The following is a 14,878-nucleotide window of genomic DNA, read 5'->3' as shown; positions in this document are numbered from 1 at the left end:
CTCAACGAAATTAGCGGGCATCGAGGTGTCCACGGGCTCGACGGGTGGTCGCGCAGCGGGTGCGTAAGCGCTGGTTGCCGGGGTTGCGGAAGCCGTAGGCGTCGCGGGCGATGGTCTTGATGACCCGGTTGGTGCCTTCGGAGCCAGCGTTGGTGATCCCAGTGTGCAGGAACGCAAGGATCTCTGGCCACCATGTCTCGACGGTTGTGGCTAGGCGCTGCAGTTCGGGAAGGTCGGCGTCGGCGCATCGGCGGTAGAACCGGTACAGCAGATCGCGGACCTGTTCCCGGTCCGGGCGGGTCCGGGCGGTGGCAAGCAGGTCCAGGAGGTCTTCCTTGGCGTTCCACGCAACGGTGATCGGCGCGCCGATCACCCTGGGCAGGTTGGACAGCTCGTCGAGGAGAGCGTCGACGTGCTCGCCGCGCATCCGGGCGGCGGAGCGGGTGAGCCGGTTGCGCAGTTCCCACTCGCGGTTGCCCTTGCGGCCGCGCCGGCCGCGGTGGGTCACGGTGACCCGGCGGCGGACCTCGGTGAGGGTCTGGTTCGCCAGCTGCACCAGGTGGAAGTGGTCCACGACCAGGGTGGCCTGCGGCAGGACCCGGCGGATCGCCGACTTGAAGATCGTGCACATGTCGATCGCGACGTACTGGACCGCGTCGCGCCAGGCTTGGTCGCGGTCGGCCAGCCAGTCGATGACCGCCTGGGCGGTGCGGCCTTCGACCTGCCCGAGCAGGCCCTGCTTTGCCGGACAGGTCGACGAAGTCGACGTGCCAACGGTCCACGGCGGTCTGCCAGATCCCGGTAGCCTCGTCGGGGATCCATCTCGGCTGGCCTCGGCGGATCTCGTCGATACCGAGCGCCTGCACCGGCTCGGGCTGGGCCGACAGCACCGCCCGGGCGTGACTGGTGAACGCCGCCGCAACGACCGGCCAGGAGAGCGCATAGTCGCGGGCCGCCTGGACGACCGTGCGGCCCTGATCGGCCACCGCCGCCCCGGCCGCAGCCCGTAATCGTGTGGTTAGCCGCTTACGTGGCGGTACTGGCGGGATCGACTCGGTGAACGAGCGACGCTGGCACGCCTTGCACGCCTTCCACCACCCGCCGGTCGACCACCCCGTGGTCCCCGGCGTCGGCTTCCACCCACAGCACGCGCAGCGCGCCTGGCACGACGTCATCGACCTGCTCGCCGAGTGCCTGCCCGTAACGGAGTGATCTGGTCAGCAACCGCGATTCCGGGCCGCGAGCCAGGCCGGTAGACCGCCACCCGCTCCGGTTTGTGGCACATCACCGCAGCTCAGAGAAATTGTGACGAGGTGCTCTGCGAGGGTGTTCCCACTCGACGGCGGGAACCGGCTCCGCCCGATGACAGGGCTCATCCGGCTTCGGGGACATCCGGGTTGGTGTTCTCCCTGCGCATCATCCTGCGCAGGCTCGCGCGAGCCGCGTCCCGGTCCTCCTCCGCCTCGGCAAGCTTCTCCTCCCACTCGGCGTTGCCCCGAGTCAGCGCGTCTCTCTCGGCGGTCAGCTCGGCGTTCTGGCGGCTGAGCTCGTCGATGCGGGCCGCCAACTCGCCCGTGCCGACCTGGTCGAGTTGCTGCCCCAGCTGTCGTCGCACGGCGTCCTTGAGCTTGTCCCGCTCCTCCCGCAGTGCGGTGATCTCCTGACGAGCCAGCGCCAGATCGGTCTTCAAGCCCGCCGAGCTGACGGAAGCCTCTGCGCTGGGCTTCGGCGGGTGCACGGCCTGCCGAGCACGGGCGGCGTCGATGTGCTCACGGACGCCCTCGGCGTAGACCAGTCAGTTGGACACCCCGGCTGTCTTGGCGACGGCCGCGAAAGTGACGGGCTCGCCGCGGGCGACCATGTCGTGCAATACCGCCAGGACTTTGGTCCGCTTGGTCTGGCTGTCGCGGAGACGGGCTGCCTTGAGGACCTCGGCGGGGACACGCTTGCCGCTCACTGGGCACCGCCCGGCTGCTGGAGGACGGTCAGCGGGAGCAGGGTGCGGCCGTTCGAGGCGCGGGTCCTGCGTAGGATCTCGCTCGCCTCTTCAATCTCGGCCCGCTCCTCAGCGGTCAGATCCTCGATCTTCCTCTTCATGTTGGCGGCGACGCGCCTGTAGGCGTCGATCTCCTCGTTCATGTTCCGGACCACCCACTCCGCGGCGTCCAGTGCCTGCGCGGTCTCGCGTTCAGCCTTCATGGTGCGGATGTGGTCCTCGATGACGGGCAGGTAGGACGGGTCGGGCCGGTAGAAGTCGCAGCCCGCGCAACGGAAGCGGAGCGGGCATGCCTTCCCGCCGGCCTTGACGTTGCTGGGCTCGACGCAGCCGCCGAACGGCGCCGCCACGGAACTGCGCTCGTAGGCGGCGTTGGAGGGCATCGGCGCCGGGCGTCCGCCACGGTTCAGGGCGTGCTTGCGCACCACCTCGACCGCTGCCCGCTTCCGCTTGAGCGGGACCTTCTAATACCCAATCGTCGTTTTTGAGTCCTTATGATCCATAAAATCCTTGAGGATGTCCAGGGCGATGCCGGCGTCCGCACAGCGCTGGGCGAACGCGTGCCGGAAGGCGTAGGGGAAGATCAGGGACCGGTCGAACGGCAGCGGCTGGCCGTCTTCGCCGGGGATCTCGGAGTCCAGTTGCGGCAGGGCGTCCACCAAACCCGAAGCATGCGGGAGGGGAAGTCCGCTCCGAGATGCCCCGTCTCCTTGCGCTCCGTGGCAGCGGGAAACAGGTAGCCGTCACCGTGCTCGAAGTCGGCCAGCGCCGCCCGGCGGCGTTCCCACCACTAAATGATCTCCGCGGATTCGATGTCGACGGGCAGGCGTCGCCGCAGTCGCTTGCCCTTGTTGTTGTCCCAGATCAGGTTGTAGTGGCCGTCGATCCGCTCCAGGCACCCCACCTTCAAGGTGACGACCTCGTTGGGGCGCCGGCCGGTGTCCCGCATGACCGCGTAGAGGGTGCGGCACATCTCCTTGACCTCTTCAGAAGGCATCGAACCATGGGAGAGGCTATCGCCCAACGTGTCCTGAAGGCGGTCGAGTTGGGCGATGACCGACTCGGGTAGGGCTTTGCCGATCTCGTCCTCGTTCGGCTCGGCGTTATGCGCTCGACCAGCTCCAGGGTGCTGGTCATGCGCGGCTTGTCCTGGCCCCGCCGGAGAGCGTCACCCGGCAGGCGTTCGGCCGCACCACCAGTGTCATCGCCCATGCCCAGGAAATGCTGCGTCATCTGCGGGTGGCCTTCGATGACTTCAACGGCTTCGACGCCACGCAGCGGGTTGTGTGGGACCTGCCGGCTCTCGGGATCGGCTCGGCTACCGGTGTCCGGCCGCGCCGCCACGCAGGGACGGCGGACTTCACCGAGATCCGGCAGCCGTGGCTGCAAGCGGTCGTGATGCAGTGGGCCCGCACTGGAGGAGTGGCGGACCTACCTCACGGGGCGCATCGACCCCGACTGGCGTCCGGACGAGTGGGACATGGCCCTGTGGCTGTTCACCGGCGACCGGACTGCACGATCCCAAGCGATCCCCCAGCCCCACAGGAAGCGCCACCAACGCAGCAGATCCATTCCGTACGACCGGATCGTGGCTGCTGACTTGTCACAAGCCAGCAGCTCCGCGAAGAAGGCGGCCACGGGTTCGATCTCGACCCCGTCCGCGTCCAGGAGGACAAACGGCCTCCATCGATCTCCCGTCTCTGCCAGCTGTCCGGCCTCGGGCAGCACGAAGCTCGCTAACTCCCTCTCCGGATCACGTCCAAGCATCCACGGAAGCTAGCAGAAATGCCGTCTGACCTGCGAAAATGATCGAGTTAGTTCAGTCAACGGTTCATCGCCTCCGAGCCTGCCGACGGACGCGTGCGGGCCCGCCCACGCGGTGAGCCGAGTGCCGAAGGCCGCGAGGACGGCGTCGCCGGCCGGGTGGCCCATCGTGTCGTTCACGGCCTTGAAGTGGTCGGCGTCAACCATGACCAGGGCCGGATTCGCGCAGGTCCATGAGCATCGGCGTGCCGCCGATGGAACAAGACCACCGCCACCGCAACGACCTTTCGGCAGCTCGGCGTTGGTGGCGGAGGCGTGCTGGCGTGCGACCTTGATACGGGCCCTGTCAAGCCGCCAAGCAGAGCGGTTGTCCCGGGGCAGAGCTACAGCTCGTAGGGCCGGCTGGGGCGCCTGCGGATACCGGCCCGGCTTCTACCAGCTGGCCTCGCACGGAATGAATGGCGCGAGGTTTTCGAGTCGGTCCCGGTCGGTGCTGGCTACCCAGAACCGATGCGTCTTAGCCTTGATCCACCGAGGTGGTTTGAGAGTGGTCTTTTGATCGGCTTGGGGTCGGGTGGTCGGGTGAGGGCAGGTTGTTTCCGCTGGTCTGCCCAGCATTTCCACGGTTCGGTTCCGGTCGGGCCCTTGCGGGCGGGGTGGGCAGGGGCTGTTCGTATCAGCCGGCCGGTCCGTGGGCCGTGGAGAACAGGTGTGTCCAGGCGTGCTGCCAGGGCCAGTTGTGCGGTAGGTGCAGTGTGATGCGGCGGGCGGAGTGGGCGATCCGGGCCGGAACATGGACCAGGTGGGTGCGGATCGTGGCGGTGGTGGCCCTGGCGTGGAAGGCGGAGGCTTGTGCGCCGGTGGCCCGCAGCAGGTTGTAGGTCATCGCCCACAGGGTGAGCCATGCTGCGTTGGCGTGGAAGTGTGCGGAGGGCAGGTGGGCCAGGGCGGAGGCTTTGCTGTCGGCGATGACCTGCTCGATGACCGCGTGGTGGCGGTGTTCGCGTTCGGCCTGGAGGGTTTGTGCAGGCTGGTCGGTGAAGAACGGGTGGTAGCGCCAGACGGGAAACAACTCGCCCTGCTCACCCACAATGGCGGGTTTGGCCAGGTCACGGACCCGGCGCACGATCAGCCGCGCGGTGACCCGCTCCGCTTTCGTGCGGCTGGCGAAGGCGGTGTAGGCGGGTATCTCGGCGACTTCGGCGTCCGAGACGAGCTCACCGGTTGCAGGATCGGGCACCGCGGTCGGGTATGTGATCTGCTGCCAGGCCTGGTCGGGAATGCCGAGGACGGCCCGTTTGATGGAGGGGTTCAACCCGCAGGTAATCGAGAAGTGGGCTCCAGCCCGGCGGCAGGCCGAGATCACCCCGGCGTTGTAGAACTGCGAGTCCGCTCGCAGGATCCGGGTGCCGGTGCAGCCCGCCTCGACGGCGGTGGACAGCGCCTCACTGACGAACTTCGGGGCCCCACGGGAATCGGCTGCCTTGCCGCGGCGCATCCGTACTGTGGCGATCACCGGCCGCGCGTGCGGGGTGCAGATCGTGGCGAGCAGGGGGTGCAGGGTGCGGATGCCCTTGAACCGGCCGTACTCGGCACCCTGCTTGGCCCGGCCGTAGACCCGCTTGTGGGTGGAGTCGATATCAATGAACGCCTTGTCGCCGGCACCGGGCAGCAGCGGGGCGTGCGCGGCCAGTTGACCGAGGAACCTGCGGTGGACAGCGTGGAGTTGGAGTGCGTGACCGTGGGTGAACGAACGGAGGAAGGTGCCCAGCGTGGACGGCGCACGGGCCCCCGGAACAGGGCCGGCATCGCGCCGTGCCGCAGGATATGGAGGTCGTCGATACTGTCCGCGCCCGCCGCCATGCCGGCCACGATGCTGCTGACCTTGACGTCCGCCGACGCACCCGCGCCGTTCCTCGTCCCGCTCAGCTTCACCTTCTGCGCCACCAGGCCCGACAGCCCGCACCGTTCGGCCAGCCGCATCACCGGAACCAGCCCGGCATGCGCGACCAGATTCGGGTCATCGAACGCAGCGGAGACCGCCGCTGGAGTATGGGAAACTTGCATCTCGGAAGTGCCTTGCCGATCGTGCGTGCTGGAAGCCTCAAGAACTCCCATCATCGCAGGTCACAAGGCACTTCCTTGTTTCTCGAAGAGTCATCCACAGCCATCAGATCGGTGGATCAAGGCTTAGATGCTGTGCGGTGCTCGACGGGGGCTGAAGAGTGCCGAGCGGGTACAGGCATTGGCCCTGCTGCGCCGCACGCCGGTGTCGGCGAATCCGGTGTGCCAGGTACGAGACTGCGCCCAGCGGAAGGTGAGGACACAGTGACGCAGAGGGAACTCCCGATGACCTTCCGTCAGCACAGCGACAAGGCCGACTGGACAGGCTGTCGGCGAACACGACCTGGTTGAAGCCCTCCGCCAGGAGCGTGGGGTGGGAGTGGGCGACGGCGTTTGCAGATGGTTCGTGCCCGCCATCCTGCGGCGAAGATCACCGATTCAGCACTTGCAGGTTATGGCCATGGCCTCAGTAAGTCATACACGTGATCGAAATCCTAGAGTCACCAAAAAGAACTGATCGTAACTTGAGACTGGGGCCCCTCGACGGTTCGCTGGGCCCTCACAGTCGAGCAATAGGCGGAGTAGATCACCCGAGAGGAGAACTGGTCCCAGATAGGTCGGCTGAATCCGTCTGGGGGCGCTCTCCATCGATTCCGTTTACCGCGGCGCCAGCCTTCGGGGGCAACCGGGGCGACTGCCACGGTGGAAACCTCGCTCCAAGAGCGACTGCGGCCCCCGCCACTGGCGGGGGCCGCAGTCGCTACGACCTCAGCCGGTCGACAGGTTGGCGTCGTACACAGGCGGCTTCGCGTACCCGAGCAGCCAGCCGAACCGCGGGCCGACGTGCTTCTCGGCCAGGCGGAACAGGCCGTAGGAGAACGGGGCTCACAGGCCCACGAACAGGCCTTGTCCACAACGGAGCTACGGAGCAGCCCCTCCGGGGATCGGTGCCACGTCGTGCGGTCGACCGGCGCTCCGTACGATGTCGGGACTGTCAGGCCTCGTTCCGGGCCGGCGCCCCGTCTCCGACGCCCACCGTGCCCAGCTCACCCTCCACCAGCAGCAGGTCAACACGGCTGTCGGCGTGCACCAACTGACAATCCTTGCCCCTGCCAGCATCGACGCCTCGCCCCGCAGCCACGACCACATCGAGCGGTACGGCAAGCACTCGGCAGATTCGTCGCGGACGGCGGAGCTGGCCAGGGACCGCTGGTTCGACTGACGGGGCGGAGCGGGGTGTTGGCCGTCTCAAACCGATCTTCGCGAAGATTTCATCTTTGTGTACAACCTTTCGCGTTCGCCCCAGGTCTGGTCTGTCGGGTCAGCAGACCCACAGACCAGACTTGGGGAACAAATGCGTATTCGTGCCACTGTTGCCGCTGTCTCCGGCGCCCTGGCCCTGTCCGCCCTCGCCGTGCCGGTCTCTCAGGCGAGCAGCCCTTCGTTCGCGCTGACGCGAGCGGACGCCGCCCCGGTGATCAGCAAGGTCGTTGTGAACAGTGGAAAGCCGATCGTGCTCGGTACCACCGCCACCAAGAAGGTGACGGTCTCCGTCACCGCGTCCCACTCCTCGGGCATCGAGGACGCTCTCTCCTACATCTGGAGAGGCCGCGACAGCAACCCGAACCTGTACGGCTTCGGGTTCCACCCGTACGGGGAAAGGGCCAAGTGCAAGGCCGCGAACGCCACAACCTCGACCTGCACCCTCACCATCACGGTCGATCCCGGATACCTGTGGAACACCAACGCTACGACCTGGCGGGTCTACGCCGGCGCATGGGGCAAGGACGGGAACTTCACCGAGAAGGACACGTTCTCCTCGGTCAGGTTCCAGCGGCTGTCGCGGCTGACGGCCAACGCCTCCCCGGAGCCCGTGAAGAAAGGCAGCACCATCACGGTCACGGGCAAGCTGGACCGGGCCAACTGGGACACCCGTAAGTACGCGGGCTACGCGTCCCAGTCGGTCAAACTCCAGTTCCGGAAGAAGAACAGCAGCACATACACCACCGTCAAAACGGTGAAGGGCTCCAACACCGGCACGCTGAAGACCACGGTCAAGGCGGTGGAGGACGGCTACTGGCGCTGAGCTTCGCCGGTACGACCTCGACTCCCGCAGCCAACGCCACCGGTGACTTCGTCGACGTGAAGTAGTCCCGCAGCGCGCGGTAGCGAGAGAACCGAAGGGCCCGGCAGGCCGGGCCCTTCGTCGCTTCCGCGAGGGGCGTTTCCGCCGGGAACTACGCCGTCCTCATCGCCCCTTCGAGGGGTCCGCCGACGGCAGCGTCCTCGCTCGGTGGGACGGCATCCCACCGCGGCCGCGCCCGAGCCCGCCGGGCGGGTCCAGGCCGTGGGCTTCGACGGGGACACTGGCCGCCTGGACGTCGTCCCCGATGCTCCCGCGTACGGCACGAAGCTGCGTTGGATCGCGCCGAAGCTGGTCGCGGCGGCCAATGCGAAGGCGTCTGGTGCGAACGTCCGCGCCCTGCACGTCCTGGGGCCCGCAGCCGTGAAGGCCGGCCCCGCCGCGGGGGCTGCCGACCCGGCCCCGCAGTAGATCCGGCCCAAGCCGCGCCGGTTCGGTGCCGGACCTCGCCGGACGGCTACCGCCTCGCCCTCGAAGCCCATCGTGCCGTCGCGCCGCCGTCCCGGGTGGACCCGGCCATCGCGGAAGCGGTGGAACGGCAGAACCAGGCGATGCGGGAGCTGCCCCGCCGGGCGTTCCCCGAGCCCGACGTCGTCCCGGACGATGCGCCGGCCCCGATCGAGGCGGTCCGTGCACAGCGGCGTCGTCTGGTCGCAGCGACCGAGGCCGCCGCCCTGCGCCGGGCCCGAGCCGAGCGCACCGGAACCGCCAGGGTCGACGCGCAGTTGGAGCGGACCGCGTGACTCGCGAAGCAGCAAGGTCAGGATGTCTGCGCTCGGGCGGGCGCGCCGTCCAGGGAGTCGAGGAGCTCTCCGAAGGGGATCTCGTCTTCGCCGTACTCGAAGGTCATGGCAGCGGTGAGCGCCGCCCACCGGTCGGTGCTGCGCCCGCAGTGGTCCTCGTTCGGTGGCGCCAGAAGCTGGTGAACCGGGTCCGCCTGACGGCGACGGACACGGACCTGGCGATCGGAACCGGACCGAAGGCGACCGGCCCCGCCCTCTTCCTACTGCTCGCCGTGTCGGGGCGCCGGGTGGTATTGGACGACCTCTCCGAGCCGGGTGTCGCCACGCTGGCGGCGGGATCCTGACCGCTCGTCATCGGCTCCCGCTCCTCCCTCCCCCCGCCTCCACTGCTCGAACGACCCTGTCGAACGGCGCTGTCAGTGGTGCGCGGTAGCTTCGGGATTGTTCGAGATCACGGGGTGAGAGGGGTGAATTCGTGGGTGTCAGGAATGCGTTGAGCGTCGTCCTGGTCGACGTCAACGACGAGGTGGTGACCGCCTGGAGGTCCGCGTTCGCGGACACGCCGGAGGTCGAGATCAGGCGGGGTTCCCTTCTCGATGTGGACGCCGACGCCTGGGTCTCCCCCACCAACGAGCGTGGCCGGATGGACGGTGGGGTCGACGCCGTCGTCAAGCGGTACCTCGGTGCGGGCATCCAGGTGCGGGTGCAGCGGGCGATCCGCGACCGGTTCGGCGGACGGCTGCCGGTGGGCAGCGCGGTGTGCGTCACGTCCGGGGCGGACGTACCCCGGTACCTGATCTCGACGCCCACCATGCGCCAGTCGTCGCAGAACGTCAGCGACACGATGAACGTGGCCCTGGCCTGCGCGGCCGCCTTCCAGGCGGTACATCTACAGAACCGGGCGAAGCCGGGCAGCATCCGGTCGGTGGCCCTCGTCGGGATGGGCGCGCAGACCGGGCAGGTGCCCGCGAAGGTGTGCGCCAACCTGATGTGGACGGGCTACACCCTCTTCCACGACCACGGTTTCGCGGACTACGACGAGTTGCGGGCCGCCGTACTGGGGCAGCTCGACGACATCGAGGGAGCGGGGTCCGCACGGCGGGTCCGGATCAACGTGCCGCAGCGGCCTTCCTTTCGTCACTGACCCGAAGACCTCGCAGGCCGGTGCCGCCCAGGGCGCGGACACCGGCGACGACCCTGCCGCATCTGTTCAGCATGCCGGGGCGCCCGTGGAGGCGTCCGGTTCGAGTATCGGGAGTTCCACCCTCGTGAGTGATGTCGACGTGACGGCCGCGGGCGATGCCGGTTGCCCGGCCGGGGATCCGCTGGGACTGGCCGGCCTGTTCACCGGTGGCGGCGAGCCGTGGCTGCCGCTGCTCGGACCGGTGATCGAGGCGCAGCCGGGAGCCGCCGACTTCATCGGCCCGAAGCGCAGCCCGGAGGTCGTTCCGGTGCGCGAGCTGACGTTCCAGGCGTTGAAGCCGCATCCGCCGGAGAAGTGGAAGGTGGTCGTCTTCGGACAGAACCCCTATCCGCGGGCGGAGAGCGCGACCGGCATCGCGATGTTCGACAACACCTTCAACGACTGGAAGGACAGCCAGTTCGGCCGGGTCGTCAGCATCCGCTGCCTCATCAAGGCGGCCGCGATGTGGAAGTACGGCATCGTCAAGAAGACCCCGATCGCCGACGTCCGCGCCCTGCTGAAGAAGGAGGACACGGTTCAGCCGCCCGAGTGGTTCCAGGCGATGCTCACCCAGGGTGTGCTGCTGCTGAACGCGTCCCTCACAGCGAGCGCGGACGGGGCGATGGCGACCGACCGGCACACGTCGTTCTGGCGCCCCGTGGCCGAGCAGATCGTCGAGGAGATCCTCCGGGCGAAGCAGGACGCGGTGGAGGAGGACGCCCGGGGGGTGGTGTTCGCCTGGTGGGGCGCGCACGCCCGGAGTCTGAAGAGGGTCGTCCAGCGGCTGGAGAAGAAGTACCCGGGGGTGCAGGTCCGTCACCTGGACCACGCCAATCCGGCCGCGCAGGGGGATCTGTTCTGCGAGGGCGACCACTTCGCCCAGGTGAACGACGCCCTGGCGGCGGTGGGGGCCGAGCCGGTCGACTGGCTGCCGCGGAAGGGTTGGGACCAGGGGACAGGCGGGCCGGAGGACGGTGGTGTCGCGCAGCGGATGGGGGCGTTCATCGCGTCCACGATGGAGTTGCACCAGCTGTATCTGGAGCGGCTCACCAGCGTCAAGGACGAGGGCCTCGTCCTGCCGCCCGTCACCGGGGTGTTCGACACGCCGCTGATGGACTTCCGGAAGGCCGTCGAGCCGGTCTCGCGGGTGCTCGCGCACCTGGATCGGCATATCGATCTGTCGAGCCGTTTCGGGGAGACGAAGGCCGCCGCGGCGGCGTCCGCGGGCGCGCTGTCCGGGCAGGCCGTGAGCGCCTTGTCAGCCGACGCGATCTCGGCCCTCTACCTGTACACGTGCGAGTCGGGCTTCTACCGCGAGATCAACGCCGTGCTGCGCTCGTCGGACCGCGAGCGCGTGGTGCCGTACCTGCCGTACCTGCGGTTGCTGTTCTCGGCGATGGAGGCGTTGCCGGCGCAGACGCGGCCGCTGTGGCGTGGTGTGGCGCTGGATCTGCGGTCCCAGTACCCGCTGGGGCGGACGGTGACGTGGTGGGGCGTGTCGTCGTGCACGTCCGAGCTGGGTGTGGCCCGCGCGTTCCTCGGCGGGCGTGGCCGGCGGACGCTGTTCGAGGTGACGCCCGCGCGGGCGGTGGGGATCCGGCGGTTCTCCGCGTTCACGGGTGAGGAGGAGTACATCCTCGCGCCGGGGACGCAGCTGAAGGTGACGGAGGTGAAGGCCGAGCGTGGGGGTCTGTGCACCGTGCGGCTGACCGAGCTGGAGGGGGCCGGCCTGGTGTCGTGACGCCCCGGGCCGGGCATACGAGCGCCCCGTGGCGGGCTTGAGCCGTGCCGTGGAAGAGGACTGGAAAGCCGTACCTCGCCTTTCACTCTGACCTGGACGGAGCTCGAAGTGCTGCGCAACGGCTGACCATCTCCCGGAGGTTGTTCGGGTCCCGCCCCTGGCTCTGCCCGACGCTGACCAGCTGCCGTAGCTTCACTACTGCCGGTTCAGCGGCGGCGGCCGAAGGGCCACCAGCTCCGACGTGTCCGGCGGAGGGGCGGGACGGCCGGTCGTGGTGGTGCAGGCGGCCGCGGCGGCAGAGGCGGGTGTGCCGGGGGCTTCGGCTCAGCGGGTGGCGTCGTATCCGGTACGGCCGGGCCGGGCGGGGGGCGTCGGCGTCGGCGGACCGGGGGATGGCTCGATCGACGGTGCCGCTGGCGCCGAGGGCGGGACCGCAGGCGGGGCAGCCTCTGGCGGTGCGGCGGACGTGGGCGGCCCGCTGGGGTGCCGCCTGGGGGAAAGGCGGGCCGCCCGTCCCGGTGCGGGCTTGTGTTTGGCTGCCGCCGCGCCGGCCTGGCGGAGTGCGCGCTGGGCGAGGGAGAGCGGTGGCGGGCAGGCGGGCTGGCCGCTGTGGCCGGTGGCGGTGTCGTAGTTCCAGTGGGCGAGTTGCCAGTGTTCCTTGGCGAACATCCGCAGCTCGGGTCTGCCTCGGTGGGGTTTCCAGACTGCCCAGGCGCCGACGGCCAGGACGTAGGCGCCGACCTTGAGCGGGTTGAGGGGGCTGGGATGGTCGGACCGGATGCGTACGGTGAAGCCGTGCCCGTCGGCGAGCCGGAGTACCGGCCGCTTCTCGCCGTCTTGTTCAGCAGCGGTGATGCGGCCGTAGATGGCTACCGGGTGCCCGGGTTTCGCCCCGGTGGTCAGACGCGCGTGCAGGCGGGCATGGTCGCCGGGGGTGGGGCCGTGGCAGAACTCGCCCCAGTCCATCGTCTCGGCCTCACCGGGGCGGCGTACTTTGAACTGGGCGGCCACGTCGGCGTCGTAGTCGTGTTTCTGGAGGAACCGGGCGACTAGTTATCGCTTCCGGGTCACCCTGCGAACCGCTTGCCCGTAGAGCTCACCCACCTGGCGAAGGCGATGTCTGGCGGGCTAGCGCCCCAGAGTCCAGGCAGTCGCGTAGCTGACGTCGAAGAGTCCGTGCTCCGCCTCGTAGATGAGGGCGTGGTCCGCGCTCGTGAAGGCCGCTCGTGCCTGCGGCTCCGTGATCCCCTCCGCGCTGTAGAGCGCGACCGGGTTCCCCTGCTCGTCCACCACCGTGACCTTCGGCGGGATTGCCGTTCCGCTGCTGACGGTGATCACGGGCTGACCGTCGCGGTACTCGATCGACAGTGTGCCGATGTCCTCGGGCTTGACCTGGTCGGCAGGGATGAGTGCGGGCTCGGTTGCTTCGGGCGTGAGCTTGACCGGCGCCGGTCCCTTGGCGTTAGGCGTGGTCTCTGACATGTCGTCTCCTTGCTGGCCGGCGCGCTGCCTACCTGGCCAGAGCGTTGCAGGTCGGAGCGTCACCGGGCAGCGACACGAGGCGGTACGACCGGGAATCGACAGGGTGGCGCAAGTCATTGCTACGCCATGGGGGGGGAGCGCCGCTGGTCCATCACTCAAGAGGAAGTCACGCACGGCCGACTCACGCCGCCACGGGGTGAGGGCGATGTCGAACTTGTGGACGACTGGACGTCCGGCCATGGTGAACCGCGGCCTGCTCGCGCACGCAAGGTCGGCTCGAGCATTGCAACGCCCTGGCCGAGAGTTTCTGGCAGGGCCTGAAGAGGGAGACAATGCACACGAAGCTATTCGCGACGATGAGCCAGGCCAGGCTGGAGATTCTCGCGTGGCTCACCTACTACAACGCCCGACACCGGCACAGTGCACTGTCCTACCTCTCCCCGATGGAGTTCGAACAGCAGCACCACAGGACAGCTAAACCCTCACTCGCCGCATGAACCCCTGTGTCCACACTCCGGGGGTCACCTCAGGCGAGCGCTGGGCGAGGCCGCGCTCACGCGAGCCCGTCTTGCTGGCCGCTCGCTTGCCTGTGGTCCGGCCGGCTTTCGGTGCGAGCAATTCCGGCGCGTATCGCCGACGGACTGGGGCCCGCGTGCCGCATCTCGCGGGGGCATACCCCGAAGCGCTGCCGGAATGCCGTGCTGAGCGCGCTCGAGGAGGAGAATCCCGAGGCATACGCCAGCTCGGTGATCGTCATATGCCGGTACGCGGGTGCCCGCAGCCGGTCTCGTACCAACCGCAGCCGCTCCTCGCGGATCAGTTCGCGGGGGGTCGTCCCGGCATGCTGCAGGGCCAGCTGCACCTGGCGCAGCGACCAACCCAGCGCCTGCGCCACGGTGACGCCGGTCATATCAGGGTCGGCCGCATGCTCGCGGATGTACCGGCGGACCACCGTCTCCACATCGGCCAGATGGCCCGGGGCGGTGGGGCGGTCTTCGCCTGCGGCGAGCATGCACAGCAGCTCGACCAGCCGGTCCGACACCGCGTCGAACTGGCCGCTGGTGAGGGTGTCGCGCTCCTCATGCAGACCGGTCAGCATGCCGCCCACCACCCGGCCGAGGCCGGAGGTCAAGTCGAGGCCTGCAGTGAGCGGCGACGACCGATTCAATCGCCCGTTCACCTCCTGAGCGGCGATCGACATGATGAGCGCCCGCATGGAGGCTTCCTGCAGGATCTCGAACGGTGTGGCGAACGAGATCAGGCACCCGGCCCCCGGCACCAGCCGTACCTCCCGGTCATCCTGCCGCAGCACCATTTCCCCGGCGACCGGTAGCAGCAAGCGGTAGTCCTCGTCCGGGTCGCGCCGCGCCTGGCCCGCGGTCCGGGTGTACTTGATCGTGTCCGACCAGAACATGACGAGCTGATAGGCGTCAGTGCACTGGCGGATCGTCCCCGCATGAAAGTTGTCGGTGCGCGGGTACATGTAGCCCATCCGGCTTTGATACGACGTCACGTGCTCGCTCCAGAAGTCAGTGCGTTCACGCAACGTCACGTCACGGGTTGTCAACGTATCCACAACGTAGGTTTCCAAGGCCATCGAAGACACCCTTCACCGCAGCCTTCTCGTAGTGTGCATATCCAGAGTCGGGTCTCGCACTCATGGCATCAAGCGTTGCGCACAGCGACAACTTCCTTACGCGCACGCGCAATTCCTGGCGCGCGATCCAGTCCTACAGTCAGTCACAGGATCCGCTGTGCGCCA

General features: G+C 68.5%; 16 protein-coding genes and 5 pseudogenes. 9 read left to right on the top strand and 12 right to left on the bottom strand.

The window, feature by feature from the left end; all coding sequences use genetic code 11:
* Positions 1–10 precede the first annotated feature (10 nt).
* Together OG609_RS43090 and OG609_RS46600 are read right to left on the bottom strand one after the other, a co-directional pair.
* Positions 11–943 carry a transposase gene (locus OG609_RS43090; RefSeq protein WP_385657193.1) on the bottom strand — a complete coding sequence of 311 codons (933 nt, stop codon included), beginning with the start codon at positions 941–943 and terminating at the stop codon, positions 11–13.
* 16 nt (positions 944–959) lie between these two features.
* A pseudogene (locus OG609_RS46600) lies at positions 960–1,049 on the bottom strand (hypothetical protein); the annotation flags it as partial.
* Between the two features lie 25 nt (positions 1,050–1,074).
* Between OG609_RS46600 and OG609_RS43080 the strand changes: the two are divergent.
* Positions 1,075–1,212: pseudogene (locus OG609_RS43080) on the top strand (dienelactone hydrolase family protein); the annotation flags it as partial.
* A gap of 160 nt (positions 1,213–1,372) precedes the next feature.
* Here OG609_RS43080 and OG609_RS43075 read toward each other — a convergent pair.
* From OG609_RS43075 to OG609_RS43045, 7 genes and pseudogenes are all read right to left on the bottom strand, one after another.
* Positions 1,373–1,690, bottom strand: coding sequence for a hypothetical protein (locus OG609_RS43075; protein ID WP_327277723.1), 318 nt, complete (start codon positions 1,688–1,690; stop codon positions 1,373–1,375).
* A 105-nt stretch (positions 1,691–1,795) separates the two neighbouring features.
* The gene (locus OG609_RS43070; protein ID WP_327277722.1) at positions 1,796–1,957 is read right to left on the bottom strand and encodes a hypothetical protein; all 162 of its coding nucleotides are present in this window, start codon (positions 1,955–1,957) and stop codon (positions 1,796–1,798) included.
* Positions 1,954–2,421: a hypothetical protein gene (locus OG609_RS43065; RefSeq protein ID WP_327277721.1), complete on the bottom strand. Its 468-nt coding sequence runs from the start codon at positions 2,419–2,421 to the stop codon at positions 1,954–1,956. The genes OG609_RS43070 and OG609_RS43065 overlap by 4 nt, the downstream gene beginning before the upstream one ends.
* A 39-nt stretch (positions 2,422–2,460) precedes the next feature.
* Entirely contained in the window at positions 2,461–2,658 is a 198-nt protein-coding gene (locus tag OG609_RS43060) for a hypothetical protein (protein WP_327277720.1), read from the bottom strand.
* Between the two features lie 128 nt (positions 2,659–2,786).
* Positions 2,787–2,993: a hypothetical protein gene (locus OG609_RS43055; RefSeq protein WP_327277719.1), complete on the bottom strand. Its 207-nt coding sequence runs from the start codon at positions 2,991–2,993 to the stop codon at positions 2,787–2,789.
* Between the two features lie 779 nt (positions 2,994–3,772).
* A complete protein-coding gene (locus tag OG609_RS43050) occupies positions 3,773–4,054 on the bottom strand; it encodes a GGDEF domain-containing protein (protein WP_442818103.1) in 282 nt (93 codons plus the stop codon).
* A 382-nt stretch (positions 4,055–4,436) separates the two neighbouring features.
* A pseudogene (locus tag OG609_RS43045) lies at positions 4,437–5,827 on the bottom strand (IS1380 family transposase).
* A gap of 979 nt (positions 5,828–6,806) precedes the next feature.
* Between OG609_RS43045 and OG609_RS43040 the strand changes: the two are divergent.
* The 7 genes and pseudogenes from OG609_RS43040 (at position 6,807) to OG609_RS43010 (ending at position 11,634) form a co-directional block, all read left to right on the top strand.
* Positions 6,807–7,046 (top strand): hypothetical protein, encoded by a 240-nt coding sequence (locus tag OG609_RS43040; RefSeq protein WP_327277718.1) that lies wholly within the window; start codon positions 6,807–6,809, stop codon positions 7,044–7,046.
* A gap of 132 nt (positions 7,047–7,178) precedes the next feature.
* Positions 7,179–7,975 (top strand): annotated as a pseudogene (locus OG609_RS43035) (DUF5707 domain-containing protein).
* A gap of 142 nt (positions 7,976–8,117) precedes the next feature.
* Complete coding sequence (locus OG609_RS43030; protein ID WP_327277717.1) at positions 8,118–8,378, top strand: hypothetical protein; 261 nt, start codon at positions 8,118–8,120, stop codon at positions 8,376–8,378.
* 119 nt (positions 8,379–8,497) lie between these two features.
* Positions 8,498–8,710: a hypothetical protein gene (locus OG609_RS43025; protein WP_327277716.1), complete on the top strand. Its 213-nt coding sequence runs from the start codon at positions 8,498–8,500 to the stop codon at positions 8,708–8,710.
* On the top strand, positions 8,707–9,054 hold the full coding sequence (locus OG609_RS43020) for a hypothetical protein (RefSeq protein WP_327277715.1): 348 nt from the start codon (positions 8,707–8,709) through the stop codon (positions 9,052–9,054). The genes OG609_RS43025 and OG609_RS43020 overlap by 4 nt, the downstream gene beginning before the upstream one ends.
* Positions 9,055–9,185: 131 nt before the next feature.
* On the top strand, positions 9,186–9,854 hold the full coding sequence (locus OG609_RS43015; protein WP_327277714.1) for a macro domain-containing protein: 669 nt from the start codon (positions 9,186–9,188) through the stop codon (positions 9,852–9,854).
* A gap of 124 nt (positions 9,855–9,978) precedes the next feature.
* Positions 9,979–11,634 carry an ADP-ribosyltransferase domain-containing protein gene (locus OG609_RS43010; protein ID WP_327277713.1) on the top strand — a complete coding sequence of 552 codons (1,656 nt, stop codon included), beginning with the start codon at positions 9,979–9,981 and terminating at the stop codon, positions 11,632–11,634.
* 324 nt (positions 11,635–11,958) lie between these two features.
* On the opposite strand, the gene OG609_RS43005 is transcribed toward OG609_RS43010, so the two are convergent.
* Together OG609_RS43005 and OG609_RS43000 are read right to left on the bottom strand one after the other, a co-directional pair.
* Positions 11,959–12,645 carry a hypothetical protein gene (locus tag OG609_RS43005; RefSeq protein ID WP_327277712.1) on the bottom strand — a complete coding sequence of 229 codons (687 nt, stop codon included), beginning with the start codon at positions 12,643–12,645 and terminating at the stop codon, positions 11,959–11,961.
* A 117-nt stretch (positions 12,646–12,762) separates the two neighbouring features.
* Positions 12,763–13,116 carry a hypothetical protein gene (locus OG609_RS43000; protein ID WP_327277711.1) on the bottom strand — a complete coding sequence of 118 codons (354 nt, stop codon included), beginning with the start codon at positions 13,114–13,116 and terminating at the stop codon, positions 12,763–12,765.
* Between the two features lie 266 nt (positions 13,117–13,382).
* Between OG609_RS43000 and OG609_RS42995 the strand changes: the two are divergent.
* Positions 13,383–13,613: pseudogene (locus tag OG609_RS42995) on the top strand (integrase core domain-containing protein); the annotation flags it as partial.
* Positions 13,614–13,669: 56 nt separating this feature from the next.
* Here the strand turns inward: OG609_RS42995 and OG609_RS42990 are convergent.
* Entirely contained in the window at positions 13,670–14,713 is a 1,044-nt protein-coding gene (locus OG609_RS42990; protein ID WP_327277710.1) for a helix-turn-helix domain-containing protein, read from the bottom strand.
* Between the last annotated feature and the right edge of the window lie 165 nt (positions 14,714–14,878).

Origin of the sequence: Streptomyces sp. NBC_01224 (genome assembly GCF_036002945.1) — a bacterium.
Taxonomy (GTDB): domain Bacteria; phylum Actinomycetota; class Actinomycetes; order Streptomycetales; family Streptomycetaceae; genus Streptomyces.
Note: the sequence above shows the minus strand (reverse complement) of the source record. Positions and strands in the feature narration are given on the sequence as shown.

Coding starts and splice junctions, on each gene's coding strand:
- OG609_RS43055 (WP_327277719.1), bottom strand. CDS start 2,993: ATGCCTTCTGAAGAGGTCAAGGAGATGTGCCGCACCCTCTACGCGGTC.
- OG609_RS43090 (WP_385657193.1), bottom strand. CDS start 943: ATGCGCTCTCCTGGCCGGTCGTTGCGGCGGCGTTCACCAGTCACGCCC.
- OG609_RS42990 (WP_327277710.1), bottom strand. CDS start 14,713: ATGGCCTTGGAAACCTACGTTGTGGATACGTTGACAACCCGTGACGTG.
- OG609_RS43040 (WP_327277718.1), top strand. CDS start 6,807: ATGTCGGGACTGTCAGGCCTCGTTCCGGGCCGGCGCCCCGTCTCCGAC.
- OG609_RS43000 (WP_327277711.1), bottom strand. CDS start 13,116: ATGTCAGAGACCACGCCTAACGCCAAGGGACCGGCGCCGGTCAAGCTC.